This window comes from Arthrobacter sp. Y3225209 (genome assembly GCF_059090685.1).
Genome location: NZ_JBNHFW010000018.1, coordinates 13,899 through 38,595, shown reverse-complemented (window position 1 = coordinate 38,595; position 24,697 = coordinate 13,899). Strand labels below are relative to the sequence as shown.

24 protein-coding genes are annotated in these 24,697 nt (G+C 65.5%); 14 read left to right on the top strand and 10 right to left on the bottom strand.

Features of this window, described 5'->3' with window-relative positions:
• Positions 1–95: 95 nt before the first annotated feature.
• Positions 96–1,076: a branched-chain amino acid ABC transporter permease gene (locus AC5RVB_RS11120; RefSeq protein ID WP_227904204.1), complete on the bottom strand. Its 981-nt coding sequence runs from the start codon at positions 1,074–1,076 to the stop codon at positions 96–98.
• A 13-nt stretch (positions 1,077–1,089) separates the two neighbouring features.
• Positions 1,090–2,397: a branched-chain amino acid ABC transporter permease gene (locus AC5RVB_RS11115; protein ID WP_227904559.1), complete on the bottom strand. Its 1,308-nt coding sequence runs from the start codon at positions 2,395–2,397 to the stop codon at positions 1,090–1,092.
• Positions 2,398–2,745: 348 nt separating this feature from the next.
• On the opposite strand from AC5RVB_RS11115, the gene AC5RVB_RS11110 reads away from it, so the two are divergent.
• The 6 genes from AC5RVB_RS11110 (at position 2,746) to AC5RVB_RS11085 (ending at position 8,725) form a co-directional block, all read left to right on the top strand.
• Positions 2,746–3,582 (top strand): Bax inhibitor-1/YccA family protein, encoded by an 837-nt coding sequence (locus AC5RVB_RS11110; protein ID WP_227904205.1) that lies wholly within the window; start codon positions 2,746–2,748, stop codon positions 3,580–3,582.
• Between the two features lie 277 nt (positions 3,583–3,859).
• Positions 3,860–4,567, top strand: a complete 708-nt coding sequence (locus tag AC5RVB_RS11105; protein ID WP_290245446.1) for a GAF and ANTAR domain-containing protein — start codon at positions 3,860–3,862, stop codon at positions 4,565–4,567.
• A 30-nt stretch (positions 4,568–4,597) separates the two neighbouring features.
• Positions 4,598–5,554 carry an aldose 1-epimerase family protein gene (locus tag AC5RVB_RS11100; protein ID WP_227904207.1) on the top strand — a complete coding sequence of 319 codons (957 nt, stop codon included), beginning with the start codon at positions 4,598–4,600 and terminating at the stop codon, positions 5,552–5,554.
• Between the two features lie 48 nt (positions 5,555–5,602).
• The gene (locus AC5RVB_RS11095; RefSeq protein WP_227904208.1) at positions 5,603–6,901 is read left to right on the top strand and encodes an AI-2E family transporter; all 1,299 of its coding nucleotides are present in this window, start codon (positions 5,603–5,605) and stop codon (positions 6,899–6,901) included.
• Positions 6,898–8,139, top strand: a complete 1,242-nt coding sequence (gene ilvA, locus AC5RVB_RS11090) for a threonine ammonia-lyase (protein ID WP_227904209.1) — start codon at positions 6,898–6,900, stop codon at positions 8,137–8,139. The genes AC5RVB_RS11095 and ilvA overlap by 4 nt, the downstream gene beginning before the upstream one ends.
• Positions 8,132–8,725, top strand: coding sequence for a rhomboid family intramembrane serine protease (locus AC5RVB_RS11085; RefSeq protein WP_494142705.1), 594 nt, complete (start codon positions 8,132–8,134; stop codon positions 8,723–8,725). Before ilvA ends, AC5RVB_RS11085 begins: the two co-directional genes overlap by 8 nt.
• A 30-nt stretch (positions 8,726–8,755) precedes the next feature.
• Here AC5RVB_RS11085 and greA read toward each other — a convergent pair whose 3' ends face one another.
• Positions 8,756–9,292, bottom strand: a complete 537-nt coding sequence (greA, locus tag AC5RVB_RS11080; RefSeq protein WP_290245443.1) for a transcription elongation factor GreA — start codon at positions 9,290–9,292, stop codon at positions 8,756–8,758.
• A 217-nt stretch (positions 9,293–9,509) separates the two neighbouring features.
• Complete coding sequence (locus AC5RVB_RS11075; RefSeq protein ID WP_494142704.1) at positions 9,510–9,974, bottom strand: DUF4307 domain-containing protein; 465 nt, start codon at positions 9,972–9,974, stop codon at positions 9,510–9,512.
• 56 nt (positions 9,975–10,030) lie between these two features.
• Between AC5RVB_RS11075 and mca the strand changes: the two genes are divergently transcribed.
• From mca to AC5RVB_RS11060, 3 genes are read left to right on the top strand one after another with little or no spacing between them, the layout of a single operon-like run.
• Complete coding sequence (gene mca, locus AC5RVB_RS11070) at positions 10,031–10,942, top strand: mycothiol conjugate amidase Mca (protein ID WP_227904213.1); 912 nt, start codon at positions 10,031–10,033, stop codon at positions 10,940–10,942.
• Between the two features lie 50 nt (positions 10,943–10,992).
• A complete protein-coding gene (locus AC5RVB_RS11065) occupies positions 10,993–11,334 on the top strand; it encodes a hypothetical protein (protein WP_227928886.1) in 342 nt (113 codons plus the stop codon).
• Positions 11,335–11,344: 10 nt separating this feature from the next.
• Positions 11,345–13,570 (top strand): thioredoxin domain-containing protein, encoded by a 2,226-nt coding sequence (locus AC5RVB_RS11060; RefSeq protein ID WP_494142703.1) that lies wholly within the window; start codon positions 11,345–11,347, stop codon positions 13,568–13,570.
• Positions 13,571–13,627: 57 nt separating this feature from the next.
• Here the strand turns inward: AC5RVB_RS11060 and trhA are convergent, their stop codons facing one another.
• Positions 13,628–14,278 (bottom strand): PAQR family membrane homeostasis protein TrhA, encoded by a 651-nt coding sequence (gene trhA, locus AC5RVB_RS11055; RefSeq protein ID WP_494142719.1) that lies wholly within the window; start codon positions 14,276–14,278, stop codon positions 13,628–13,630.
• Positions 14,279–14,565: 287 nt separating this feature from the next.
• Between trhA and AC5RVB_RS11050 the strand changes: the two genes are divergently transcribed.
• The 4 genes from AC5RVB_RS11050 to AC5RVB_RS11035 all read left to right on the top strand — a co-directional run bounded on the left by AC5RVB_RS11050 (position 14,566) and on the right by AC5RVB_RS11035 (position 17,961).
• Positions 14,566–15,327, top strand: coding sequence for an isoprenyl transferase (locus tag AC5RVB_RS11050; RefSeq protein WP_227904216.1), 762 nt, complete (start codon positions 14,566–14,568; stop codon positions 15,325–15,327).
• A 240-nt stretch (positions 15,328–15,567) separates the two neighbouring features.
• Positions 15,568–16,878 carry an RNA 5'-3' helicase PhoH2 gene (gene phoH2 / locus AC5RVB_RS11045; RefSeq protein WP_227904564.1) on the top strand — a complete coding sequence of 437 codons (1,311 nt, stop codon included), beginning with the start codon at positions 15,568–15,570 and terminating at the stop codon, positions 16,876–16,878.
• Between the two features lie 73 nt (positions 16,879–16,951).
• On the top strand, positions 16,952–17,473 hold the full coding sequence (locus AC5RVB_RS11040; protein ID WP_494142702.1) for a prepilin peptidase: 522 nt from the start codon (positions 16,952–16,954) through the stop codon (positions 17,471–17,473).
• A gap of 5 nt (positions 17,474–17,478) precedes the next feature.
• Complete coding sequence (locus tag AC5RVB_RS11035) at positions 17,479–17,961, top strand: NUDIX hydrolase (RefSeq protein WP_494142701.1); 483 nt, start codon at positions 17,479–17,481, stop codon at positions 17,959–17,961.
• A gap of 100 nt (positions 17,962–18,061) precedes the next feature.
• Here the strand turns inward: AC5RVB_RS11035 and AC5RVB_RS11030 are convergent, their stop codons facing one another.
• The 5 genes from AC5RVB_RS11030 to AC5RVB_RS11010 form a co-directional block, all read right to left on the bottom strand.
• The gene (locus AC5RVB_RS11030; protein ID WP_494142700.1) at positions 18,062–19,834 is read right to left on the bottom strand and encodes an MDR family MFS transporter; all 1,773 of its coding nucleotides are present in this window, start codon (positions 19,832–19,834) and stop codon (positions 18,062–18,064) included.
• Positions 19,831–20,559 carry a TetR/AcrR family transcriptional regulator gene (locus tag AC5RVB_RS11025; RefSeq protein WP_227904220.1) on the bottom strand — a complete coding sequence of 243 codons (729 nt, stop codon included), beginning with the start codon at positions 20,557–20,559 and terminating at the stop codon, positions 19,831–19,833. Before AC5RVB_RS11025 ends, AC5RVB_RS11030 begins: the two co-directional genes overlap by 4 nt.
• 112 nt (positions 20,560–20,671) lie before the next feature.
• Complete coding sequence (locus tag AC5RVB_RS11020) at positions 20,672–22,093, bottom strand: class II fumarate hydratase (protein WP_227928890.1); 1,422 nt, start codon at positions 22,091–22,093, stop codon at positions 20,672–20,674.
• Positions 22,094–22,146: 53 nt separating this feature from the next.
• Positions 22,147–22,809: a carbonic anhydrase gene (locus AC5RVB_RS11015; protein ID WP_227904222.1), complete on the bottom strand. Its 663-nt coding sequence runs from the start codon at positions 22,807–22,809 to the stop codon at positions 22,147–22,149.
• 52 nt (positions 22,810–22,861) lie between these two features.
• Positions 22,862–23,470 (bottom strand): DUF4245 domain-containing protein, encoded by a 609-nt coding sequence (locus tag AC5RVB_RS11010; protein ID WP_494142699.1) that lies wholly within the window; start codon positions 23,468–23,470, stop codon positions 22,862–22,864.
• A 164-nt stretch (positions 23,471–23,634) separates the two neighbouring features.
• On the opposite strand from AC5RVB_RS11010, the gene glpX reads away from it, so the two are divergent.
• A complete protein-coding gene (glpX, locus tag AC5RVB_RS11005; protein WP_227904224.1) occupies positions 23,635–24,675 on the top strand; it encodes a class II fructose-bisphosphatase in 1,041 nt (346 codons plus the stop codon).
• Positions 24,676–24,697: the final 22 nt, after the last annotated feature.

Genomic DNA, 24,697 nt, shown 5'->3' with positions numbered 1-24,697 from the left:
CGTGGCCGCCGGTGCCCCTGCCGGTGCCCCTGCCGGGGACGCGGCATGGGCGCCCTTGGCCCGTACAGGCGTTTGGGGTTCGTCTGCCTGGTGGCTCATGCGAATGCCAGCTCCTTCTTGTTTCCGAGGATGCCCTGGGGTCTGAAGATCATCAGCAGCATCAGTGCCACACCCACCAGGATGTAGCGGATCTGTCCGGCCTGGGACGTGGTGATGAAGGTGATGTACCCGGATTCAATGGCACCGTAGAGCACGCCCTGGGTGAGCGAAAGAATGGCCCAGAAGATCATGGACCCGATGACCGGACCCAGCACGGTGGACATGCCGCCCAGCAGCAGGGCGGTGTACAGGTAGAAGGTCAGTTCCGTACCGTAGTTGGCCGGCTGTACGGCGTCCCGGGGGAGGGTGAAGATGATGCCGGCCAGGCTGCCGAGCAGGCCGCCGATGATCAGCGCCTGCATCTTGTAGGCGTAGACGTTTTTACCGAGGGCGCGGACGGCGTTCTCATCCTCGCGGATTCCCTTGACCACGCGTCCCCACGGGCTGCGGATGAGCAGCCACACCAGGAGGCAGGCCACGATGACCAGGAACCAGGCAACGAGCCGGATCCAGATGTCCCGCTCGTTCATGGTGAACGGGCCCATGTTGTAGCTGCCCGCAGGCACCGGGTTGAGGGCGTAGAAACTGCCGGTGAAGGCTGCCAGTCCGTTGGCGGACCCGGTGACGGGTGTCATGGAGTTTGTGGTCACGATGTACCGGACGATCTCCGCCGCGGCAATGGTGACGATCGCCAGATAGTCGGCCCGCAGGCGCAGCGTGGGTATGCCCAGGATGACCGCGAACACCACCGAGCTCAGCAGGGCAATCAGCAGTGCCAGAGGCAGCGGGGCATTGAAGGAGAGGATGGGAATGGCGAAGCCGTAGGCTCCGATGGCCATGAATCCGGCCTGGCCGAAGTTCAGGAGGCCGGTGTAGCCGAAGTGCACGGCCAGGCCGAGGGCGGCCAGGGCGTACGCGGCCGTGGTGGGGCTGATTATTTCGTTCAGCGCGCCGAGAAGAATGTTGCTGAAATCCATCTGAACTAAGCCCCTAACCTATGCGCTCGCGGCGGCCGAGGAGTCCCTGCGGCCGGACCAGCAGGACAAGAATCATGATGACCAGGGCGCCCACGTATTTAAGGTCCGCCTCCAGCCAAAGAGTGGAGATTTCCACGAAAAGACCGACCAGGACTGACCCGATCAGGGCGCCGAACACGGTCCCGAGTCCGCCGAGCGTGACGCCGGCGAAGATCAGCAGCAGGATCTGCTGGCCCATGTTGAACGAGACGCCGGGGCGGTAGTACGCCCACAGGATGCCGCCCATGGCTGCCAGGGCACCTCCGATGACCCACACCAGCCGGATGACGGCGTCCACATCGATGCCGGATGCCGCGGCCAGTGCCGGGTTGTCGGCCACCGCGCGGGTGGCCTTGCCGATCCGGGTGCGCAGCAGCAGCATCGCCACCACCAGGATGACGGCCAGGGAGACGATTAGTGAGACCAGCGTGTTCCGGGGAATGGAGATCGGGCCCAGCTCAAGGATGGGGCTTTGGGCACCGGGCAGCTGCTTGGTGCCGCCGCCGAAGAAGAACAGGACGGTGTAGCGGACCGCCACCGCGAGGCCGATGCTGACAATCATCATCGGCACCAGCCCGGTGCCGCGCCGCCGCAGCGGTTTCCAGATTCCGGCGTCCTGCGCGTAGCCGAACGCGGCACCGCCGGCCACCGCGAGTGGGAGAGCCACCCAGACCGGCAGCCCCAGTGCCGCAAATCCGAAGGCCAGCACGGCTCCCAGAGTCACCATTTCACCGTGCGCAAAGTTGGTCAGCCCGGTGGTGCCGAAGATCAGGGACAGGCCGACGGCGCTCAGCGCCAGCAGCAGTCCGAAACTCAGGCCGGCCACCGCACGCTCGGTGAGCAGCGAGGCGAAGCTCTCCTCCTGGAGCACAATGCCCTCACCGAGAAGGAAGAGCGTAGTGATGTTGGTGGTGCCTGCAAAGGTCACCGTGCGGGGGTTCTGCTGACCCTCCGCGAGCTCGACGCCGTCGGGCAGGGTGGACTCGTCCAGCTCCACCTCATACGCGCCCTGTTCGGGGACGCCGATGGACCAGGACCCGTTGGCTCCGGTGACCACTTCGCCTTCGTAGCCGTTGCCGGTGGCAGTGATCTTCACCCCTTCTATGGGAGTGCCCTGGTTCCGGACGACACCGCTGATGCGGTCGGCAAATTCGGCGCCGTCTGTGGCGCCCGTACCGGAGGCGGGGGCCGAAGCTCCGTCCGATGGCGTGGCTGTTGTTGCGGAAGCGGCAGGTGCTGCGAGCAGCAGGGCAGCAAACATCGCTACCACCGCCGCCAGCATCCCCAGATACCGGGTCAGCGCCGATGTTCTTAGCAAATTCCAAAACCTCCACGCAGGGCTGCGGCACCGTTGGTCCGGTACTGGCAGACGGGTAGATGTGACACAGGTCACCGATTGGGGAACATGCTACCCACTGATTGTTTCCGGCAGTGACGTTTCACTCCGCCCGAATGTCGCGATCGGGTAACGACTTTGTTGCCGGGGAGGCAAGGCTGCAGGTCCCGGTGCAGCCGTTCTGTACCAAACCGTTACCGGATCCACTGTTTCTGCGGGAATCCGCCGCCGCATCCGTTCGTTGGCATTGGTAGGCTGGGCTGAAACAGCCCCCCAGATGGAGGACATATTTCAATGGCACTTGGCGGAAATCCGGTATTCAACGGAAAGAACTTCCGTTCCCAGACCCAGGGCGCAGCCCGGGGTTCGGTGGCAACGGATAACAACTACATGACGCCCCAGCAGCTGCAGGATCTTTATACGGCCCCCTCGGCCAAGGCCTCGGACATGGGCCGGATGACGTACGACGACGTCATCATGAAGACGGTATTCTGCCTCGCCGTCGTGCTGGTGGGTGCTGCGGTTCCCGTATTCGTGCTGCCCGGCATGGCCACCGGCCTGATGATCCTGGGCGCACTGGGCGGCTTTGTGCTGGGCCTGGTGAACTCCTTCAAGCGCGAGCCCGTTCCGGGACTCATCCTGGCCTACGCCTTCCTTGAAGGCATGTTCCTCGGCGGCCTGACCGCTGTCCTTGACGCAATGTACCCCGGCGTCGGCCTGCAGGCCGTGCTGGGCACCCTCGCCGTCTTCGCGGTGACCCTGGTGCTGTTCCGCAGCGGCAAGGTACGCGCCACACCCAAGGCAGTACGTTTCTTCATGATCGCGATCATCGGCTACGCCGTCTTCTCGCTGATCAACGTTGGCCTGATGATCTTCGGCGGCGTGCAGGACCCGTGGGGTCTTCGCGGCGTGGAACTCTTCGGCATTCCGATGGGCGTCTTCATCGGCGTGCTGGCCATCGGCCTGGCAGCCTTCTCCCTGATCATGGACTTCACCTCGATTGAGCAGGGTGTCAAGGCCGGCGCCCCCGAGCGCTACTCCTGGACCGCTGCCTTCGGGCTCACCGTGACCCTGGTCTGGCTGTACGTGGAAATCATCCGCCTGCTGGCCATCCTCAGGGGCGACGACTAAACGCAACAGCAGCAGGACGGACATCCGGCTGTGAACGAAGGACCGCAGGCATCATGCCTGCGGTCCTTCCGCTTTTTGCGGGTTCTGACCGGAGCCGGCAGACAATCCGGGGACTTGGGGAGTCAAAGAGACAGGGTACTCTGGCAGCCCCCGGGCCCCGGACATAGCATTGCCGTCGCGGGGATAATCTCCGCATGGGGAGCAGCCGGGCAGGACCGCTGCGGTGCGTTGTGCTGATACTGCCGTGAGGAGTGCCGGGCTGGATAAGGAGTCTTCAGTGGCCGAAAACGTCCGGCAAACCGTGTACGAGGAACTCCTCGACGCGCTGCTCCTGGAACCCGAACTGGAAGGCTTCCTTGCCGCAGCCGCGGAGATCTCCGCGCAACGGCTCGGCCTGGCGGCACCCGGGGGCTGCTCGATAGCCGTGGAACGCATCCGCCGGCCCCGCCTGTCCGCACCCAGCCTCGGGCTGTCCGGCCCGGCGCCGGACCTCGAGTACGGGGCCGGAAGCCCCGGTGACACCGTGCTGGGCGGGGGGCCCGGCGTCGTTATCCGGGACCTCGCCGCCGATCAGCAGTGGCCCGGTACCGGCGCCGCGGCGGCCGGGCTGCGGTCCGCTGTTGTGCTGCCGCTGCACGGCAACCGGGGAGCGCTCAGCTGCTATTCCGACCGTCCGGGCCTTTTCGACGAAAGGGAAACCGAACGTGCGAAGGAACATGCTGCCGAAACTGCGAAAGTGCTCCGCCTCGCGCTCCTGCTGGACGCCCGGGCGCACCGGGCCGCCAACCTGCAGGCTGCCCTGGAATCACGCACGGTGGTGGACCTGGCAGCGGGAATCATCATGGGGCAGAACGGCTGCAGCCAGCAGGCAGCCATCGACATCCTGCGGAGCGTCTCCAACACGAGGAACATCAAAATCCGCAATGTGGCAGCCGGTGTGGTTTCGGCTGTCAGCGACCGCGTCAATACCCACTTTGACGAGTAATCACCGGCCTCCGCGGGTAACCTTGAGGGCATGGACCTAACGGAACCGGTACCCGCTACCGGTGCTCAATATGAGATCAGCCGGGGCATCGCCCGTGCCGTTATCGGTTCGTTGGGCGGGGCACTGCGCCGATATACCCTGGGTGGCACGGACCTCGTGCAGACCTACCCCGACAGCAGTATTCCGCCGTCGGCCAGCGGTATCCTGCTGGCGCCCTGGCCCAACCGTGTGGCCGACGGCCGGTGGACGCTCGCCGGGGAACCCCAGCAGCTGGACATCACCGAACCGTCCCGCGGGCATGCAAGCCATGGCCTGCTGCGCAACACCGGGTACGTCCTGCAGGACCGGGAACCAGGCGCCGTAGTGCTGCAGGCAGAAATTTTCCCCCAGCACGGGTATCCGTTCCACCTGCTCCACCGCGCCGGGTACAGCCTGGGGGAGGCCGGAGGCCTGCGGGTCCGGCAGAGCCTGACCAACATCGGGTCAGCCGAGGCCCCCGTGGCCCTGGGCGCCCACCCTTTCCTGCGCCTCGGGGACGTCCCCACGGAAGAGCTCATACTCACGGTGCGAGCCCGCACAGTGCTGACCGTTGATGAGCGGCTGATCCCCAACGGCCGGCGGCCTGCCTCCGGGGCCGCGGACCTGAACCACGGCACCCCCGTGGGCGACCTGGAGCTGGACAGCGCCTACACGGACCTTGAACCGACCGGCGACGGTGTCTACCGCCACACCCTGACGGCACCGGACGGCCGCTCGGTGAGTCTGTGGTCCGGGCCTGAATGCGGATACGTTCACGTATTCGTCACCGATAAGTATCCCGGACAGGCCCGTGCGGTGGCGCTGGAACCGATGACCGCGCCGGCCAACGCCCTGAATTCCGGCGAGGGCCTGGTATGGCTTGAACCGGGTGATACCTTCACCGCCGAGTGGGGTGTCCATGCCGACCTCGGAACCGACGGGCCCCACTCCGGTAACAGCGGAGTCTAGGTGCGTAAACTCCGCTCCCGGCAGGGTTCCGTGTGGAAAGATGGCCCAATGAAACCCTACGCACACCGTTCCGCGGCGCCCCGTGTGCTGCAGGCGGCAGCGACGGCCCCCGGACGTAACGGCGATGATGTTCCGTTCGCCCTGCGCGTCAGCGCGGCATGGGCCTGGCGCCTGGGCGTTGTCCTGATTGTAGGAGCAGGACTGGTTTGGGTTCTCAGCCATTTCTCGCTGCTGATCATCCCGCTGATGATCGCTGCCCTGCTGGCGGGCCTGCTCTCACCGGTATCAAACTGGCTCCGGCGCAACAGGCTTCCCGGCGGATTGTCGGTTGCCGTCACCATCGTGGCCTTCCTGGGGCTCATCACCGCAGCACTGGCGCTGGTAGGCCGGCAGCTGGCCCTCGGATTCCGGGATCTGTGGGGAGAAACGCAGGAAGGGGTCCGGCAGGTCCAGGACTGGCTGTCCTCCGGTCCGCTGAACATCAGTGCCGGGCAGATGGACTCGCTGTTCGAGGAAGCAACCACCGCCCTCCAGCAGAATTCGGCCAACATCCTCTCCGGTGCCCTGAGTGTCGGCAGCAGTGCGGGCCACTTCGCCGCCGGCATTTTGCTGACCCTGTTTGCGCTGGTGTTCTTCCTGCTGGACGGGCGCCGGATCTGGCGGTTCACTGCCGGGCTGCTGCCCCGGCGGGCCCGGCCCGCCGCTTACGGCGCCGGGATCCACGGCTGGGAATCCATGGTGAACTACGTCCGCGTGCAGGTGGTGGTGGCACTCATCGACGCCATCGGCATCGGCGGAGGAGCTGCGCTCATCGGAGTGCCGTTGGCGCTGCCGCTCTCAGTGCTTGTCTTCCTGGGATCCTTCGTACCGCTCATCGGTGCCTTCCTTACCGGTTTCGTGGCAGTCCTGCTGGCCCTGGTAGCCAACGGGTGGGTCAATGCACTGTTTATGCTGGGCATCGTTTTGGTGGTCCAGCAGCTTGAGTCCCACATCCTGCAGCCTTTCATTATGGGCCGGGCAGTCTCGCTGCATCCGCTCGCAGTGATCCTTGCGGTGACCGGCGGAACACTGTCCGCCGGCGTCCCGGGTGCCCTGTTCTCGGTTCCGCTGCTGGCCATCCTGAACACCATGGTGCGGTATATCGCCGCCCGCGGCTGGGAAACCGATCCCGGTTTGCGGGAGGACAGAGTCTTCGGGGACCGGGGGAGGGACCCCGACCCGGGGAACGGGCAGGACGATGATCCTGCGCCCCAACCGGAAAACAGCAGCCCGGAGGGATCCGGGGACAGCAGCCGGGATAAAACAAACGCTGATGCGACGGACACACAGGAAGACCCCACACCTTGACAGACCTGCCGAACCTTCCCGTAACCCTCGACGATATCCAGGCGGCCGCGAAGCTGCTTGACGGCGTTATTGCCCATACCCCCGTGGAAATGTCCCGGGCGCTGGCACGCGAAACCGGTTCCCCCGTTTACTTCAAATGCGAGAACCTGCAGCGCGCCGGTTCCTTTAAGGTGCGGGGTGCGTATGTGCGCATGGCCAAACTTTCCCCCTCCGAGAAGGACAGGGGTGTGGTTGCGGCTTCTGCCGGTAACCACGCCCAAGGTGTGGCGGTGGCGGCGGCGCGGCTGGGCATCACTGCCCGGATCTACATGCCGCTTGGCGTCGCGCTGCCCAAACTCGCCGCCACCCGGGGGCACGGCGCGGAAGTCATCCTGCACGGGCACACCGTGGACGAGGCCCTGGCCGAAGCCCAGCGGTATGCCGACGAGACCGGCGCCGTTTTTGTGCACCCGTTCGACAACGTGGACGTGGTTGCAGGTCAGGGCACCATCGGCCTGGAACTGCTCGAACAGGTCCCGGACCTGGACACGGTACTGATGGGTGTCGGCGGCGGCGGACTGCTGGCCGGAGTCGCCGTCGCCCTCAAGGCCCGGGCCAGGGAACTGGGCCGGGAAATCCGCATCATCGGGGTGCAGGCGGAAAACGCGGCGGCCTATCCGCCGTCGCTGGCAGCGGATGCGCTGGTACCGCTGACCCGGGTCTCCACGATTGCCGACGGCATCGCCGTCGGACGTCCCGGCCAGCTGCCCTTTTCGATCATCCGGGAACTGGTTGATGATGTTGTGACCGTCAGCGAGGATTCCCTGGCCAGGGCACTGATTTTCCTGCTGGAGCGTGCCAAGATGGTCGTGGAACCCGCCGGCGCGGTGGGGGTGGCTGCCCTGATGGACGGGAAGATTGAGAACCCCGGCACCACGGCCGTGATCCTCTCCGGCGGCAATATCGACCCGATGCTGATGCTGAAGGTCATCCAGCGGGGCCTGGCCGCTGCCGGACGTTTCCTGGTGGTCCGCATCCTGCTGGATGACCGCCCGGGATCCCTGGCAACTATCTCGCGGATTATCGCTGAATCGGATGCGAACGTTACCGGGGTGGACCATACAAGGGTAGGAGGATCCATCAGCATGGGAGATGTTGCCATCACCATCAACATGGAAACCAAGGGCCATGAGCACTGCGAGCTCGTGTTGAAGAACCTCCGGGCCGACGGCTTCCAACCCGTAGTCATCCATGGATAAGCCGCTGCTGGCGCAACGGGCCAAAACGGCTCTCGCCGGTTCCGTAGCCTTTGCCGGGATCCTGTGGCTGGTGTACCTGCTGACGGCGCTGTTCGCCCCGGTCCTGTTTCGGCTGCTGGGCATCCTGCCGCGGCAGCTCGAAGGGATCGACGGCGTGGTCTTCGCGCCGCTGCTCCATGCCGGTCCGTCCCACCTCCTGGGCAACACCGTGCCGCTGATGGTGTTCTCCTTCCTTGTCCTGCTGGAAGGGGTGCGGCGGTTCGCAGCGGTGCTGGCCATCTCCTGGCTTGTCTCCGGAATTGGCGTCTGGCTCTTCGGCAGCGGACTGACGGTGGGTGTCTCCGGCGTGGTGTTCGGCCTGTTTGCGTACCTGATGGTCCGGGGCTTCTATAACCGGAACATTGCGCAGATCCTGCTCAGTGCGGTGCTGTTCCTGGTCTACGGTTCAATCCTCTGGGGGCTTTTCCCCACCGAGCTTGGCGTCTCCTGGCAGGCGCATCTGTTCGGGGCAGCCGGTGGCGTGATTGCGGCGCTGGTGCTGCGCGGCAGCCCGGAGACCCGTACGCAAAAGCGGGCCCTCCGGTAGAAGGCCCGCTTTTGGAAAGTGCAGCTGGTATTAGCCGGCGTACGGCTTGGCGGAGATGATCTCCACGGAGATGCTCTTGCCGTTCGGCGCAGTGTAGGTGGTGCTGTCCCCGGCCTTCAGACCGGAAATGGATGCGCCAAGGGGAGACTTTTCGCTGTACACGTCGATAGTGCTGTCGCCGGCAATTTCACGGCTGCCCAGCAGGAAGGTTTCCACGTCTCCGGCAACGCGCGCTTCCACCAGCATGCCGGGCTCAACAACCCCGTTGTCCTCGGGGGATTCACCAACATGCGCGTTCTCAAGGAGCTGGGTGAGCTGCCGGATACGGGCCTCAGCCTTGCCCTGTTCCTCCTTGGCAGCGTGGTAGCCGCCGTTTTCCTTGAGGTCTCCCTCCGAGCGCGCCTGCTCGATGCGGGCAACAATCTCTGTCCGCCCGGGGCCGGAGAGGTGCTCGAGTTCCGTCTTCAAGCGGTCGTAAGACTCCTGCGTGAGCCAGGCGACAGATGCGCTGTTGGTTGACACGGGTATCTCCTTATGTAACGTCCGGACCACCTGTTGGTCCGGCATGGCTGAACGCCCGCCGGCCGGATTGGCCTGACAAGCAAAGACCCCGCCGTGCGGGACCGGACTGCTCTGTGAGTTCCATCTCTGAAACCCTTCTGCGACTTCCAGCGGGAAGTTCACCAGAGCATAGCCGGACACCTGGGCGGGGCATGTCGTGCTCTCCATACTAGTGGCCCGGCGGGTTTAACCCAATACGCCGGGCGATGTCGGCAAACGGGTCTCAGGCCTCATCCTCCGGGACGATCCAGCAGGTGTTCACACCGCCCGTGACAGCAGGGGAATCGATACGGACGCCGATGTTCTGCGTGCTCGTTTCAGGCACCTCGGGGCCCAGAACCACGGTTTTCCAACCCACAATGGCATAGCTTTCATTGAGCACCTGGACGGCGCAGGCAGCGGTGCTTCCTTCGGATTTGTCGACGTTGAACTCGACCGTGGCCATGCCCTCCTCCGGGAAACTGAAGCCGACATCCTTGAAGCTCACGGTTCCTGCGGAGCTGGGGATGCTGTAGACCGCGACGGCGACCACCGCAGCGGCCACGGCCACGCCGGCCCCGATAATGCGGGCACGCCGCGGCACGCTCCGCTTGGGGGCACCGTAGCGATTGGCTAATCTGGACTCGGACGCAGAAGCGTCCGGCTGCTGGGGTGCCGTTGTCTCGGGTTGACCTTCCGAAGTGCTCACACGCCTATTTTAGCCGCCGTATTCATCGCCCCGTTCCGCTGATCTCAGGAGTTGCCTTGTCTGCCCGCGAAAGCACCGAATCCCGGACCGAGCTGCGCCTGCTCGCCGTGCATGCCCATCCGGACGACGAGGCCAGCAAGGGAGCTGCCATGATGGCTGCCTACGCCGCGGCCGGCGTCGACGTCATGGTGGCTACCTGCACCGGCGGCGAGCAGGGGTCCATCCTGAACCCCGGAGCCGCTGATGACCCGGCCGGCAAACGGGACCTCGCCGGACTCCGCCGGCGGGAAATGGAGGCAGCCAGGGCCGCGCTGGGCATCCGGCACCGCTGGCTGGGCTTCGCGGATTCCGGCCTTCCCGAAGGTGACCCGCTGCCGGAGCTTCCCTTTGGCTGCTTCGCCCTGCAGCCGTTGGAACGCGCGGCTGCGCCCCTGGTGAAGCTCGTCCGGGAGTTCCGCCCGCACGTCATTGTCAGCTATGACGAGAACGGCGGCTATCCGCACCCGGACCACATCATGGCGCACAAGGTCGCGGTGGAAGCCTTCTCCGCCGCCGGCGACCCGGAACGCTACAAGGGCACCGGCGAAGCCTGGGAACCCCTGAAGCTCTACTATGACCGCGCCTTCAACCCGGAGCGGTTCCGTGCCCTGCACGTTGCCCTCGAAGCGGCCGGGCTGCAGTCCCCGTACGCCGAGCGGCTCGCCGCCTGGCAGGAAGCGGATACCGAGGGCCACCAGCCGCCGGCCCCGCTGCACCCCACCACCACGCAGGTTGAATGCGGAGATTTTTTCGAGGCCCGTGACGAAGCACTGCGCAGCCACCGGACCCAGGTGGACCCGGAAGGCTTCTTCTTTGCCGTCAGCCCCCAGATGCAGCGCGAGGTCTGGCCCTGGGAGGATTACTCCCTGATTGAGTCCCGGGTGGAAACCGTCCTCCCTGAGACAGACCTGTTTGCTGGCATACGATAGAGCTTGGGAACACTGTTCCGCCGCCGCACTGGCTAAGAGAGAGATATACCGTGAACTTCCTGTACAGCCTGGCTCTTGCCGTAACCCCGGCTCCGGACTCCACCCTCGCCCCGGGGGTCGATGAAAAAGATGTCACACCGGGCCTGCTGGGCTTCATCTTCACCCTGGTTTTGGCCCTCGCGATCATTTTCCTGATCCGCGACATGACCAAGCGCATCCGCCGGGTGCGTTACCGCGAGCAGGCCGCACAGGCTCTGGCGGAACGCGAAGCCGGTATGCAGGCACCCGGTGAATCCGCCGACGGAGCAAAACCAGCGCCCGGAAGCGTTCCTTCCCCGGACGCCCCCGCTGCCGGGGAGCCCTCCGACACCGGAAACACCTTCCCGCGGTAGCGGACCAGCCATGGCCGAGCGACTGAGGGACCAGGCATCGGCCTATCTGCGCCAGCACGCGGACAACCCGGTGGACTGGTGGCCGTTCGGGGATGAAGCCTTTGCCGAAGCCCGGCGCCGCAGCGTACCGGTTTTCATTTCGGTAGGTTATGCCGCCTGCCACTGGTGCCACGTGATGGCGCACGAGTCCTTCGAGGACGCCGCCACCGCACGGTACCTCAACGAGAACTTCGTCCCGGTGAAGGTGGACCGCGAGGAGCGGCCCGACGTCGATGCCGTGTACATGGCAGCCACCCAGGCGCTAACCGGCCAGGGCGGATGGCCCATGAGCGTGTTCACGCTTCCGGACGGCCGGACCTTCTATGCCGGTACCTACTTCCCGCCCCGGCAGATGCAGGGGACGCCCTCCTTCCGGCAGGTTCTGGAAGCGGTGTCCACGGCCTGGCGGGACCGCCCGGACGAGGTAGCCGCCAGCGCAGCGCAGATTGCGGAGCACCTTGCTTCGGCGCAGCACGGGAACCGGAGGCTCGTGGGAGCGCTGGACCTGAATACGGACAACGCCGGCGCGGCGTCCCGGACAGGTCTGTCGGGCGAGGTCCTGGCGACGGCGGTTGAAGAAGTCGCCGAACAGGAGGACGTCCGGTTTGGCGGGCTGGGCGGCGCACCGAAATTCCCGCCGTCGCCCCTGCTGAAGTTCCTGCTCGGCTACGGTTCAGGCAACGCACCCGCAGCAGGCACCGCAGCCGGAATAGCCGGCCGCACACTGGAAACCATGGCGCGCAGCGCGCTGTATGACCAGCTGGAAGGCGGCTTTGCCCGCTACACCGTGGATCGGGCCTGGGCCGTCCCGCACTTCGAGAAAATGCTCTACGACAATGCGCAGCTGCTGCGGCTCTATGCGCACTGGAGCAGGACGGCCGCCACCGGGGAACAGCGCAGCCTGGCGCTGCGCGTCTGCACCGATACCGCCCGGTGGCTCTCGCAGAGGCTGCGCGTGGACGGCGGCGGCTTTGCCTCCTCGCTGGACGCTGACACAGTAGTGGACGGCCGACGGCGCGAAGGCGCCACCTACGTGTGGACCGGCGATCAGCTCCGCTCGGCGTTGGCTTCCGCCGCCGTGCCGGACACGGAAGCAGACGCCCTGCTCTCGCTCCTGGACCTGGAGACCGGAGCCATGCCCGAGGGAGGCTCGACACTGCATTTCGGCCGCCGGTTGGATCCGGAGCAGGAAAGTCTCTGGCTCCGGCTGCGTCCGGCACTGCGGGCTGCGCGGAACCTCCGGCCGCAGCCCGACCGCGATGACAAGGTGGTGGCGGGCTGGAACGGGCTAGCGGTGGCGGGGCTGGCTGATGCCGCACTGGCCATTGCCGATGCCGGTTCCTCCGGCGGCGGTTCCGGCGATGGGGGCGATGACGGCGACGGCGGAGACAACGGTGCCATGGCCGGCGGCGCTACGGACGGCGGAGCCGAGGCAGCCGCCCGGCTGCTTGACCTGGCCCGGGACGCCGCCGGCTATTTGCTGCGCGTCCACTACCGTGACGGCGTACTGCTGCGGGTTTCCCATGATGGTGCTGCGGCAGGCTTCGAAGGACTGCTGGAGGATTATGCCGGGGTGGCAGAGGGTCTTTTCGCCCTTTTCGCCGCCACGGGGGAGGAACGCTGGTATCTCGCCGCCGAGGAACTGGTCCTGGCGGCGGAACAACGCTTCATTGTGGACGGCGTGCTGCAGGACACCGCCGTACCAACAGTCCAGCTCGCAGCCGCGCAGGGTTCCCTCGCCGCGGCAGACCCGTTGGACGGGCCGGCTCCCAGCGGCACGGCCTTGTTCGCCGGAGTGCTGGTGACATATGCGGCGTACTCCGGCTCGAGCCGGCACCGGGCCCTGGCAGAATCCCTTCTGGCCCATGTGCAGTTGGTGGCGGCGCGGGCACCGCGGGCCGGAGGCTGGGCCATGTCCGTCCTGGCCCAGGCGCTGGAGGGACCCCTCGAACTGGCCGTCTGCGGAACCGATGAAGCAGCAGTTGACCGGCTGCTGCGGGCCGGGCGTGCAGCGGGAGGCCCCGGCGTCGTGATGGCCTTCGGCGCGGGTGCCGGGGACGAATCCCGCGTGCCGCTGCTCCGGAACCGGCAGGCACCCGACGGCGGGGCGCTGGCGTACCTGTGCCAGGGAATGGTGTGCAGCCGGCCGGTATCCGACCCGGCTGAACTCACTGCGCAGTTCCAGTCCCTGCGCTGAGCCCGGTCCCTGTGCTGAGCAGCTGTGTGTTTTTTTGGGGGGGCGGTCGGCTGGCGCCTAGCCGCCGACCGAGAGCACGGCCAACAGGATGGCAATGTAGTGGGCGGTGAAACCGGCCAGCGTAAAGGCATGGAAGATCTCATGGAAACCGAACCACTCCACTGAGGGGTTGGGCCGTTTCATGGCGTAGATGACTGCGCCGGTAATGTACATGGCACCACCCACGCAGATCAGCACTGCGGCGGTCGGATTGACCCCGTAGAACTCCGGAATATAAAAGAGCGCGGCGCAGCCCAGCGCAATGTAGACGGGGGTGTACAGCCAGCGCGGGGCGTGCAGCCACAGGAGCCGGAAGGCGACACCAAGAAGCGCGCCCGTCCAGATGATCCACAGCAGGGTCACCGCGCTGTCCCGTGGCAGCAGTGACCATGCCAGCGGTGTGTAGGAGCCGGCAATAACCAGCATGATGTTGGTGTGGTCCAGCCGCTTGAGCACCACCTTGACCTTCGGCGACCAGTTTCCGCGGTGGTAGACAGCACTGGTGCCGAACAGCAGGACACCGGTCAGGGCATAGATGGCCGAGGCAATCCGGGTACCGGCGGTGGGGGAGAGGACCACCAGGACAATTCCCGCTGCCAATGCCAGGGGGGCCGCGCCGGCATGCAGCCAGCCGCGCAGACGGGGTTTGATTTCCAGCTCTGCAGCCACGGTTTCAACGGCGCTTTCAAGCGGGCCGGGAGTGGTCCGGGACTCCGGATCGTGCTGGGCGGGAATGCCGGGAGTCCGGGCGGACGATGGTGACGAATCCATAACGGAAATTCTAACCTACGATCCGGTAACTTACGGTTGGGTAGCTGAGCCGCACCCCTTCCCGGCGCAACCAGGGGACAAGCTAGCGGTAGCCTAGGAGAAGATTTTTCCACTTCGGACAAAGACGGAGCCGCCCTTGCGGCCCCTCCGGTTCCGCTCCCGACCTGAGGCAGGTGAGGCAGACTATGAGATTCCCCGGAGTCGTCTATGCCTTCTATGAACGCAAGCTCAGGCGGTCCCTGAGCGGAGACCGTATTCCCCAGCATATCGGCGTGATGGTGGACGGAAACAGGCGCTGGGCCAAGCTGGCGGGTGCACCCACAAGCGACGGACACCAGGCCGGTGCGGACAAGATACTGGAGTTCCTGGGCTGGTGCGAGGAACTGGGGGTACGCACCGTCACCCTGTACATGCTCTCCACCGACAACTTGAACCGGGACGCGGATGAGCTTGAACCCCTGCTGAACATCATCGGCAACACCATGGACCGGCTGGCCGAAAAGGGTGATCTGCGGGTCCAGCCCGTGGGGGCGCTGGAGATCCTGCCGCAGAACCTGGCCAAGCAGCTCACCGGCCTCGGGGAAAGCACTGCCGATGCCGAGGGACTGCACGTCAACGTGGCGATCGGCTACGGGGGGCGCCGCGAAATCGTGGACGCGGTTAAGGAACTGCTCCGCGACGCCGAAGCCCAGGGCAAGGGGATCGCGGACGTGACCGAGGAAATCTGTGATGAACGGATCTCCGAATACCTCTACACCCGCGGCCAGCCGGACCCGGAACTGGTTATCAGGACCTCCGGAGAGCAGCGCCTGTCCGGTTTCCTGATGTGGCAGAGCGCCTACAGCGAGTTTTACTTCTGTGAGGCGCTCTGGCCGGACTTTCGTCGCGTGGACTTCCTGCGCGCCCTGCGCGACTACGCGAGCCGGCAGCGGCGCTTCGGTTCCTGAGATTCGGGACCGTGTCCTGCTGCGGTGACGGCCGTTGCGGGCGTACTTTGGTGCTTATCGGCCGCGCCCGGTGCCGGCCGTTCGCAGCTGCCGGGCGAGTTGTGCGCTCCGGAAGCACTGCATCCAGCGACCGGGGCTGCCGGTGGTGGCCCCTGACGGGAGTTCCACGTGCCCCACGAGGACGCAAGAAGGCAGTCAGAAGAAATTCCCCACGGATGGGCCGCGGCATCTCCGGCTCCCATCTCCGGCACCGATACGGATCGGGCCAGCTACGTCCTGGACACTTCGGTGCTGCTTTCCGATCCCCGGGCCATCCTGAGGTTCGCCGAACACGAGGTCATTCTGCCCCTGGTGGTGGTGACCGAACTCGAAAACAAACGGCAGGACCCCGAGCTGGGGTATTTCGCACGCAACGCCCTGCGGCTGCTTGATGATCTCCGGGTGCAGCACGGCGGGCTGAGCGCACCCATTCCCCTCGGTCCAAGCGGCGGTACGCTGCGGGTGGAACTGAACCACATTTCCACCGACGTTCTCCCCGACGGGATCCGGGGCAGCGACAATGACAGCCGGATCCTGGCCGTCGCCAAAAGCATGGCCGATGAAGGCCGGAACGTCACCGTGGTGTCCAAGGACCTGCCCATGCGGCTCAAGGCCTCGGCAATGGGCCTGGCCGCGGACGAATACCGCAACGAACTGGTACGGGACAGCGGCTGGACCGGAGTGGCGGAGCTGGATATTTCCGAGTCCGATATGGGGCTGCTGTATGAACACCAGCCCGTGTTTGTCCCGGAAGCTGCCGAGCTGCCGGTGAACACCGGCACCGTCCTGATGGCCGGCCGGGGATCCGCCCTGGGCCGGGTGGGAACCGACAAGCGTCTGCGGCTCGTGCGCGGTGACCGGGATGTCTTCGGCCTGCATGGCCGGTCGGCGGAGCAGCGCCTGGCCATCGACCTGCTGATGGACCGCGAGGTAGGCATTGTCTCGCTGGGCGGGCGGGCGGGGACCGGGAAATCGGCCCTGGCCCTGTGTGCAGGGCTGGAGGCGGTGCTGGAGCGCCGGGAACACCGCAAAGTGGTGGTGTTCCGGCCGCTGTATGCCGTGGGCGGCCAGGAACTGGGCTACCTCCCGGGATCGGAGTCCGAGAAAATGGGACCCTGGGGACAGGCGGTGTTCGACACCCTCGAAGCGCTGGTGTCGCCCGAAGTGGTGGAGGAAGTGCTGGACCGCGGCATGCTGGAGGTGCTGCCCCTGACACACATCCGCGGCCGTTCCCTCCACGATTCCTTCGTGATTGTGGATGAGGCGCAGTCGCTTGAGAAGAACGTGCTGCTGACGGTGCTCTCCCGAATCGGCCAGAACTCCAAGGTGGTCCTGACCCACGACGTTGCCCAACGCGACAACCTGCGGGTGGGACGGCACGACGGTGTCGCGGCGGTGGTGGAAACACTCAAGGGACATCCCCTGTTCGGGCACATTACCCTCACCCGTTCCGAGCGCTCGCCTATCGCCGCACTGGTTACGGAACTCCTTGAGGAGGGCCAGATCGGCTAGCCCGGCCCGGCCGGTTGTCCACAGGAAAGGCTTCCCGGATCCCTGGCCCCCGGGGCTGGGCTAGGTTATGGCCATGCTGGGGGTTTTGGCGGAATACAGCTCTGCGGGCGCCGGTGGCGCGGCGGCGGCGCTGCTGCTATGCCTGGCGCTGGGCTGGTTCGGTGTCCTGGCGGTTCGCCTGAGCCTGGCGGACATCCGTACCCGCAGGCTCCCGAATGCCCTGATCCTGCCGTCCTATCCCGCCGCCGGGCTGCTCCTGGGCGGGGCATCGCTGGCTGCGGGGGAGCCGGAGCGGGTGGGCTGGCTGCTGATGGGCTCTGCAGCCCTGTGGGGAGGTTTCTTTGCCCTCCGGCTGCTGAACCCTGCGGGACTGGGGTTCGGGGACGTCAAGCTGGCCGGGCTGCTGGGGCTGTACCTGGGTTTCCTGGGGGCAGGGCACGTCTTCGCGGGCGTGGTGGCCACCTTTGTCGCCGGAGGCCTCTGGGGAGCGGGACTGATCCTCAGCCGCCGTGGAACCGGGAGGACCGCCGTGCCCTTCGGCCCGTTCCTGTTCCTGGGGGCTACGGTGGCCATGCTGGCCCCTGGCCTACAGTAGAAACCATGCCTACCCCTGAGTTTGTCCTGACCCTGCGGGAGCGGATCGGACACGATCCGCTCTGGCTTCCCGGCGTGACCGCAGTGGTGTTCAACGAAGAACACGAGGTGCTCCTGGGCCGGCGTGCCGACGACGGACGATGGACGCTGATCACCGGCATGCTGGACCCCGGCGAGGAGCCGGGCCCGGGGGCACTGCGTGAGGTCGAGGAGGAAACCGGCGTCCGCGCTGAACTGGTGCACCTGATCCATGTGGGCGCCCACGGACCCGTCACCTTTCCCAACGGGGACGTCTGCTCGTTCCTGAACCTTGCCTTCAGCTGCCGGTACGTCAGTGGAGCGGCGCGGGTAAACGACGACGAGTCCACCGACGTGGGCTGGTACGCCCTCGACGCCCTGCCGGACCTGAGTGAACGGCACCGGATGCTCATCGCTTTGGCGCAGTCCTCCAACGGCATACCGGTGTTCGAAGGCCAGGGCGCCGGGTAAAGACCCCGGGAAGGCGTCAGGGCCCGTCCGGCCGCACCCTGAAGGTGCGGCCGGACGGACCCTGCCACCGGACTTCCCCCGTTCGTCCGGCTGATGAAGGTCAGCGGCCGGTATCGCGGTACGGGTTATCCGGGGCCCGTGTGCCAGCGTCCTGTGTGCCAGCGTCCTGCGTGTCCGGTCCGTCCGGTCCGTCCGGTCCGTCCGGTCCGTCCGGTCCGTCCGGGGCGGCACGGCCGGCACTGGCGTCGCTGCCGGTTGTGCCGGACTTGAGTCCGGCCAGCCGCTCGGCTTCCAGCAGGTCCGCTTCGGGCCCGCCGACTGCTTCGCCGCGGGCCACCATGCCGGCCACATCCGAGAGCGGAATCTGCTTGAGGAAGAGGGCCAGCACCAGGGCAATCACCAGGAACGGAATCAGGTACCAGAACACCGGCGCCAGTGAATCCGCGTAGGCGGTAACAATGCCCTCCTGCAGCGGCTCGGGGAGGGTTTTCAGGACCGACGGCTGCAGCGTTGCCGTTGCCTCGCCTGCAGCAGAGGCGTCGAGCCCCGCCCCGGCGAAGGTTTCCTTCAGGTTCTCAGCGAGCCGGGACGTAAACATCGCGCCGAAGATGGCCACACCCAGAGAGGCGCCGACTTCGCGGAAGTAATTGTTGCTGGAAGTCGCGGTGCCGATCTGGTCCACGGGAACCGAGTTCTGCACTACCAGCACCACTACCTGCATGATGTAGCCCAGGCCGGCGCCGAAAACGAACAGCTGGGCGCAGATGACCCAGACCGGGGTGTCCGCGGACAGCGTGGTCATCCAGAGCATTGCGGCAATAACAAGCGCTGCACCCATGATGGGGTACTTCCTGTACGTCCCGGTTTTGGTAATCGCCAGGCCGGAGTAGATGGAGGTACCCATCATGCCCACCATCATGGGCAGCATCAGCAGGCCGGAGACAGCCGCCGAGGTGCCTGTGGACATCTGGAGGAACGTCGGGACGAAGGCCAGCGCGGCGAACATGCCCATGCCCAGGGTGAAGCCAATGGCGGTGCTGTTTACGAAGATGGGGTTCCTGAAGAGGCCCAGCGGAATGATCGGGTCCTCCACCCGGCGTTCGATCATGACGAAAATCAGGGCAGCCAGCAGCATTCCGGCGCCGAAGGCGAGCGTGAGCGGATCCGACCAGCCGTGGTCAGCCCGTCCGCCGAAGTCGGTGAAGAAGATCAGGCAGGTGGTGGCGATGGACAGGAAAACCACGCCACCGATGTCGATCCGCTTCTGCGCCTTTTTGCTCGGCAGGGTCAAGGTGAAAAAGGCGATCAGGAAGGCAATGATGCCAATGGGGATGTTGATGTAGAACGCCCACTGCCATGTCATGTGGTCCACGAAGAAACCGCCCAACAGGGGCCCGGCGACGGCGGACAGGCCGAAGATGCCGCCCAGCGGGCCCAGGTACTTGCCGCGCTGGTTCGCCGGCACAATGTCGGCGATGATCGCCTGCGAGAGGATCATCAGACCGCCGCCGCCCAGGCCCTGGATGGCGCGGAAGACCACGAAACCCCAGAAGTCCGTGGCAAAGGCACAGCCCACGGATGCTGCGGTAAACAGGGCGATGGCGAAGAGGAACAGGTTGCGCCGCCCCAGGACGTCACCGAACTTGCCGTAGATGGGCATCACGATGGTGGTGGCCAGCAGATAGGCGGTGGTGATCCAGGTCTGGTGCTCGACGCCGCCGAGCTCACCCACGATCGTGGGCATGGCAGTGGAGACAATCGTCTGGTCCAGGCTGGACAACAGCATGCCCGCAATAAGGGCGGAGAAGATGATCCAGATGCGTCTCTGGGTCAGCAGGAGCGGCCCGGACGCGGGCGCTGCGGTGGTGGTCATGGGTGGTCCTTGGGAGAGGGCGGTGGGGGAGTTGGTGGGGGAGTTGGGGTGAAGGTACCCGCGGGAAGGGAATCCCGGGTCACCGGCGTCATGCCGGCAAGCAGGTCCTGCAGGGTGGCAGCCTCCTCCGTGAGGAGGGACCGGTAGGACAGGGTGTTGCCGGGCGCGAAGAATGCCGGTCCGGCCCGTTGGGTGAGGCAGCTGAACAAACCAAGCGCCGCCCGGATGCGGGGATCCGTTGCCGGCACTTTCTCGCGGGCGGACAGGATCGCAGCGAAGGTGTCCTCGGCGTCCCTGGTGCCGTGCATTATTTTCTGCAATAGCCGCGGCTCGGCGGCAACGGCGTCCTGGAGTGCTGTCATCTGGGTCCGTGACATGGTCATCCGGTCCATCAGGGCGACGGCAAAGTCCAGGAAGTCCGCCAGCAGGGAGTCGGAAAGGGAGCCTGTGCTGCTGCCGGCGGCAGGCCCGCCGGCAATGAAGGCTTCGGCCAGGTCAGCGGGGATTTCATCCGCCGGCGAGCCGAGGATGGCGTCCTCCTTGGCCGGGAAATAATTGAAGAAGGTGCGCCGCGAAATGCCGACTTCCGTGCATAGCTCCTCGACGGTGAAGCCGTTGACCCCGTGCGCGGCGGTCAGGGACCGCGCAGCCTTGATGATGGCGAGTTTTGTAGCGGTCCGTTTCCGTTCCCGCAGGCCGCCGCTCATCTCTGCACTATTCTTCACGAGGTAAAGTTTTACACTCTGGGCCATAGAGTGCAAATAATCTTCGGGCGCAAAAAAAGGCATCCGGGAAACAACTTGGGAAAGCTGCTTCCCGGATGCCTCCGGGATGGAACTAGGCCTGCGGCGGCTTGGTCATGGAGAGGACGTCCAGTGCCTTGTCCAGCTGCTCAACGGTCAGTTCGCCGCGCTCAAGGTAGCCGAGATCTTCCACGGCCTGGCGGATGGTCTTGCCTTCCTTGACCGAGTACTTGGCGATCTTTGCGGCGTTCTCGTAGCCGATGAACTTGTTCAGCGGGGTCACGATGGAGGGGGAGGCCTCGGCAAGGTAACGGGCGCGCTCAACGTTGGCTTCGATGCCGTCGATCATCTTGTCAGCCATCACACGCGAGGAGTTGGCCAGCAGGCGGATGGACTCAAGCAGGTTCGCGGCAATGACCGGAATGCCCACGTTCAGCTCAAAGTAGCCGAAGGTGCCGGCCCAGGCCACGGCGGCGTCGTTGCCGACAACCTGTGCTGCGACCTGGAGGACAGCCTCGGAAATGACCGGATTGACCTTGCCCGGCATGATGGAGGAACCCGGCTGCAGGTCCGGAATGGCGATTTCGCCCAGGCCCGTGTTGGGGCCCGAACCCATCCAGCGCAGATCGTTGGCGATCTTGGAGAAGGAAACGGCGATGGTACGCAGCATGCCGGAGACCTCGACGAGCGCGTCCCGGTTGGCCTGTGCCTCGAAGTGGTCGCGGGCCTCGGTCAGCGGCAGGCCGGTGTCCTTGGCGAGCAGTTCAATCACTCGCTGCGGGAAGCCCGCGGGGGTGTTGATGCCGGTCCCGACGGCGGTGCCGCCCAGCGGTACTTCCGCCACGCGGGGCAGGGAAGCCTGGACGCGTTCAATGCCGTAACGGACCTGGGCCGCGTAGCCGCCGAACTCCTGGCCGAGGGTCACCGGGGTGGCGTCCATCAGGTGGGTGCGGCCGGACTTGACCACGTCCTTGAATTCCTCGGCCTTGCGCTCCAGCGACACGGCCAGGTGCTCAAGGGCCGGGATCAGGTTGTTGATAAGCGCCGAGGTGGCAGCAACGTGCACCGAGGTCGGGAACACATCGTTGGAGGACTGCGAGGCGTTCACATGGTCATTCGGGTGCACGGTGGTCTCGCTGCCGGCCTCTTTGAGTGCGCGGGTGGCGAGTTCGGCCAGGACCTCGTTGGTGTTCATGTTCGAGGACGTTCCGGAACCGGTCTGGAAGACATCGATGGGGAACTGGCCATTGTGGGTGCCGGCGGCGACGGCGTCGGCGGCCTTTTCGATGGCGCGGGCACGCTCGTCGTCGAGCACACCCAGTTCAGCATTTGCAGTGGCAGCGGCCTTCTTGATCCGGGCCAGCGCTTCGATGTGCGAGGGTTCCAGCATGGTGCCGGAGATGGGGAAGTTCTCCACCGCGCGCTGGGTCTGGGCGCGGTAGAGGGCGGAGGCCGGGACGCGGACCTCACCCATGGTGTCGTGTTCGATGCGGTAATCGGAGGTGTCAGAAGTCATGCCCCCAAGCCTAATCTGCCCGGGCGCTGCAGCTGAAACCACGGTACGCACTGCTACTTGGGCGCTGCCGAGCGCTGCACGGCAGGGTGCTCCAGGGCTCCGAAACCGGAGACCAGGTCTGCGCGTCCCTCGGCCAGCCGGTAGGACAGGCCGATGACGGCAACCCGGCCCTCATCCACCGCGTCGGAGATGGTGCGGGAGCTTTCCACCAGCAGCTCGGACGTCTGCTTGGTGTGCTCCACCACCATGTCGTTGACGTCGTGCAGGTCCTTGCGCTGGGCCGCCAGTACGGACGGCGTGATGCGTTCCACGAGCGAGCGGACGTAGCCGCCGGGCATTTCGCCGGTTTCCACGGTGGCTTTGGCGGCGGTCACGGCGCCGCAGCTGTCATGTCCAAGGACCACGATCAGCGGTACGCCCAGGGTTCCCACGCTGTATTCCAGGGATCCGAGGACGGCGTCATCAATGACCTGGCCCGCGGTGCGGACCACAAAGGCATCGCCAAGGCCAAGATCGAAAATGATTTCAGCAGCAAGGCGGGAGTCGGAACAGCCGAAGATGACCGCGAAAGGGTTTTGTTCATTGACCAGGGAACTTCGCCGCGGGGCGTCCTGGTTCGGGTGGTTGGCGGTACCTGCGACGAAGCGTTCGTTGCCTTCACGCAGCTTCTGCCAGGCCTGTGCGGGGGTGAATGTTCTTCCGGTTGCTGATTCCACGTTTTCGAGGTTACTCCACCGGACCCGGCCGGCGGGGAAAGTGACGGCGGGGTCAGTTGCCGCGAAGCTCCCGGACCACGTGCTCGGCGAGGACATCAAACTCGCTCAGGTCAGCGGAACCGGACAGCACCAGGGTCTGGCCTTCGATGTCGGCCACCATGGCTGCCTCACCGTTCTTTGAGTCCCGCAGTTCCCAGGTCACGCCGCCGGCCGGGCGCTCACCGGCCACAGTTGAATCGCCGGTGCTCTGGTAGAGCCATGTGGGGTTGGCGGCGTCCGTCTGGACCAGTTTGATGAACTCGGTCGAGGGAGTGAGATATCCCACCTCCCAGGTGGCTACGCCGTCATTGCTTCCGGTGTTCCAGCGTGCATAGTTCGCTGTCCAGCCTTCGGGCAGCTCCGGAGCCAGCGGGCTGTAACCGGCATCGCCGGCGGCCTGGTTGGCAACAGCTGCCACATCAACGTCCCGCGCCTGCATTTTGGGGGCGGGGTTCATCAGCACCGGAACCAGGCACAGCGCCAGTGTGAGCCCGGTGGCGATCAGCATCCCCATGACCGTGGCGTTGGCACGTTTGGCCTGTTTGCCGGTCAGGACCGGAGTCACTGTTTCCGGTTCGGAAGTGTTGATCTGCTGCTTTGGATCCGGTTGCGTTTCACTCACCCCTCCATGATCGCTTATACGGGTAAGAAGTCCTACTTCGCACCTGTTCGCCGTGCTCCGGTCCGTGCCCGGGGTGGTGGCTTTGAACACGCAGACTATGATCGGACAAACGCCTTCTGCTCCTTAGCCGGTGTCCGCAGACGGTTTACATCGAAATTTCGAAGATGAGGTTTGACGTGTCCAAAGGTGCCCAGTACTCAACTCTTTCCCCCGCATTGGCTGTCGGGGACTCCGAGCCGGACCGGAACCTGGCCCTCGAGCTGGTCCGTGTCACCGAGGCCGCGGCCATTGCCGGCGGCCACTGGGTGGGTTTCGGTGACAAGAACGCAGCCGACGGCGCTGCCGTCGACGCCATGCGCTCCCTGATCTCCACCGTCCACTTCAACGGCGTCGTAGTCATCGGTGAAGGCGAGAAGGACGAAGCCCCCATGCTGTACAACGGTGAGCACGTGGGTGACGGCACCGGCGCCCTGTGCGACGTGGCGGTGGACCCGATCGACGGCACCCGCCTCACCGCCCTGGGCATCAACAACGCCCTGGCAGTGCTTGCCGTGGCCGAACGCGGCACCATGTTCGACCCGTCTGCAGTCTTCTACATGGAAAAACTGGTCACCGGGCCCGAGGCAGCCGACATGGTTGACCTGCGCCTGCCGGTCAAGCAGAACCTGCACCTGATCGCCAAGGCCAAGGGCAAGAAGATCAACCAGCTCAACGTGATGATCCTGGAACGCGACCGGCACAAGCCCCTGGTGCAGGAAATCCGCGACGCCGGTGCCCGCACCCGGATGCTGATGGACGGCGACGTTGCCGGCGGCATTGCGGCCGCACGCGAAGGTACCGACGTTGATGCGCTCATGGGCATCGGCGGCACCCCCGAAGGCATCATTACCGCCTGCGCCATCAAGACGCTGGGCGGTGTCATCCAGGGCCGCCTGTGGCCCACCTCCGATGATGAGAAGCAGAAGGCGATCGACGCCGGACACGACCTTGACCGTGTGATGACCACCAATGACCTGGTCACCAGCGACAACTGCTACTTCGCGGCCACCGGCATCACCGACGGTGACCTGCTGCGCGGCGTGCGCTACAAGAAGGACCGCGTGCTCACCCAGTCCATCGTGATGCGCTCCAAGTCCGGCACCATCCGCGTGGTGGACGGCGAACACCAGGCGCACAAATGGGAGTCCTACGCCCGCTCCAACTAATCCACGCGGGCTCAAACAGAAG

Excerpts from the sequence above, each read along its gene's own strand:
- AC5RVB_RS11120 (WP_227904204.1), bottom strand. The coding sequence starts at position 1,076 with ATGGATTTCAGCAACATTCTTCTCGGCGCGCTGAACGAAATAATCAGC.
- AC5RVB_RS11115 (WP_227904559.1), bottom strand. The coding sequence starts at position 2,397 with ATGCTGGCGGCGGTGGTAGCGATGTTTGCTGCCCTGCTGCTCGCAGCA.
- AC5RVB_RS11110 (WP_227904205.1), top strand. The coding sequence starts at position 2,746 with ATGGCACTTGGCGGAAATCCGGTATTCAACGGAAAGAACTTCCGTTCC.
- AC5RVB_RS11100 (WP_227904207.1), top strand. The coding sequence starts at position 4,598 with ATGGACCTAACGGAACCGGTACCCGCTACCGGTGCTCAATATGAGATC.
- AC5RVB_RS11095 (WP_227904208.1), top strand. The coding sequence starts at position 5,603 with ATGAAACCCTACGCACACCGTTCCGCGGCGCCCCGTGTGCTGCAGGCG.
- AC5RVB_RS11085 (WP_494142705.1), top strand. The coding sequence starts at position 8,132 with ATGGATAAGCCGCTGCTGGCGCAACGGGCCAAAACGGCTCTCGCCGGT.
- greA (WP_290245443.1), bottom strand. The coding sequence starts at position 9,292 with ATGCCGGACCAACAGGTGGTCCGGACGTTACATAAGGAGATACCCGTG.
- AC5RVB_RS11060 (WP_494142703.1), top strand. The coding sequence starts at position 11,345 with ATGGCCGAGCGACTGAGGGACCAGGCATCGGCCTATCTGCGCCAGCAC.
- AC5RVB_RS11050 (WP_227904216.1), top strand. The coding sequence starts at position 14,566 with ATGAGATTCCCCGGAGTCGTCTATGCCTTCTATGAACGCAAGCTCAGG.
- AC5RVB_RS11040 (WP_494142702.1), top strand. The coding sequence starts at position 16,952 with ATGCTGGGGGTTTTGGCGGAATACAGCTCTGCGGGCGCCGGTGGCGCG.
- AC5RVB_RS11035 (WP_494142701.1), top strand. The coding sequence starts at position 17,479 with ATGCCTACCCCTGAGTTTGTCCTGACCCTGCGGGAGCGGATCGGACAC.
- AC5RVB_RS11030 (WP_494142700.1), bottom strand. The coding sequence starts at position 19,834 with ATGACCACCACCGCAGCGCCCGCGTCCGGGCCGCTCCTGCTGACCCAG.
- AC5RVB_RS11020 (WP_227928890.1), bottom strand. The coding sequence starts at position 22,093 with ATGACTTCTGACACCTCCGATTACCGCATCGAACACGACACCATGGGT.
- glpX (WP_227904224.1), top strand. The coding sequence starts at position 23,635 with ATGAGGTTTGACGTGTCCAAAGGTGCCCAGTACTCAACTCTTTCCCCC.